Source organism: Bacillus sp. 05T22, from assembly GCF_056396765.1.
In genome coordinates this window covers 1-1,708 of the sequence record NZ_JBFTMC010000234.1, presented here as the reverse complement: position 1 = coordinate 1,708, position 1,708 = coordinate 1, and the positions used below count along the sequence as shown (strand labels likewise).

The window sequence follows — 1,708 nt, the reverse complement described above, 5'->3', positions numbered from 1 at the left end:
GAGGCTCGTGGTCAAGGGAACCGTGGAATAAAAAGCGAGGACGGACCCCAGGACAGGGCAAAAACCAATGTCTTCGCCAAGATTCGTGGTTCTACTGTTAGAAAAAGGCGAATAAGAATATAGCATACATACAATAAGGGAATGCAGTACAGATCAGTATACAAGCATTCCCTTGCTATAAATATGTTATTTTTATAGATTTTAGATTTGAAGTGAAATATATGTATTATTACGAAAGATGTTAATAATATTTTAATGATGATGCTACTATATATGCCATATAGAGCAAGGATAAAAAGATAAATATATCTAGTGTTAAAAAAATATATAATATTATTTTTATCCTTTTAGACGTATCATTTTTAATCATATATATAATAAATAGCATTGTAGTTGATTGGAATAGCATGGTGAAAAATAAAAATGTAATAGAAAATACTATACTATTCGGTGTAAAGTCGGTAGTCATAATCAGTAGAGAACTAATTATATTAAGAATAAGTGTAGTTAGTATAAAAATATATTTATAAATGTTTTTAATTTTGATCACCTACTTTTTAATTTTTTATTTGGTAATATAGTTGTTTATTTTTATGGTTATATATAAGTATTTTGTTATTGTTGTCGTCTATAATGTAAACATCTTTTTCTTCCCAATCTATCCCATGAGATATATCTTTTTTAATCAAGAATAAAACGTCTTTATTTTTAAAGGGAATTGAGTTTCGATGAGCATGAATATTTATTTCATGTTTTTTTGTTTCAATGCTATAATCTCCTGAATAATTGGAGAAGAAAGGTTTTAATTTACTATAAATATATAGAGTTTCTTTTTTATCAGTTTCTTGATAAAAGTGTGAATTAATGAATTTTAGATCTGATGTTTTTATGCTTTTTGGTATAAGTAAAAAGGCAATAAGACAATAAATTATTACAATAATAGTAATTAAAGAATATATATAGAGAGAAGCTATCAATAAATATCTTTTATAATTGCTTTGTTTTATTATCTGATTTTGCAAATTTGAATCCTCCTTTAATAAAGAATCAATTGAAACATTAAATAGATTGCTTAAGGCTAATAAATTGGTTAGATCGGGAAGACTTTTTCCTAGTTCCCATTTAGATATGACTTGTCTTGAAATAAATAATTGGCTGGCTACATCTTCTTGTGTCATTTTATTTATTAATCTTAAATGTTTTATTTTTTTTCCAATGTCCATATATGTACCTCCTTCAATTAATTTAATTTATTCTAATATTAAATAGTAAGAAACGCATCGTAGCGTTATAAAAAAAGTATGCAATGATCCGTTGCGGACTCTTTTATTTAGAGGAGTTTTATATTGTTAGGGGTACCACCAGCATTTCGGAAAAAAACCAGGCTAAGAGTATACAAGATTTTATACAGTTTTTTGGCTAATTCAGTAACAAATGAGACCCCTAAAACCGCGCCAGGATAGGAATGTATAAAAAAACGCATAGATCCATAGAACAAAAAAAGGAGGTTCCCTTGTAAGAGTAGGGCTCCTCCTTGTCCTTGCTACCGATAATGAGACGTTATGTTAACTTCACATGTAGAGGATATACAAAACAAAAATATTTTTTAGGCGTAAAAACATATAGGATATATGCAGTGACTGATAACCAGAACGTACTATTCAGGAACACATGAAATATATATAGTACAGGCTCAATGAAATTATGA

General features: G+C 28.0%; 1 protein-coding gene. It reads right to left on the bottom strand.

What is annotated here, in order from left to right; all coding sequences use genetic code 11:
• Positions 1-557: 557 nt before the first annotated feature.
• A complete protein-coding gene (locus AC1DIT_RS28055; protein WP_431089242.1) occupies positions 558-1,223 on the bottom strand; it encodes a helix-turn-helix domain-containing protein in 666 nt (221 codons plus the stop codon).
• Positions 1,224-1,708: the final 485 nt, after the last annotated feature.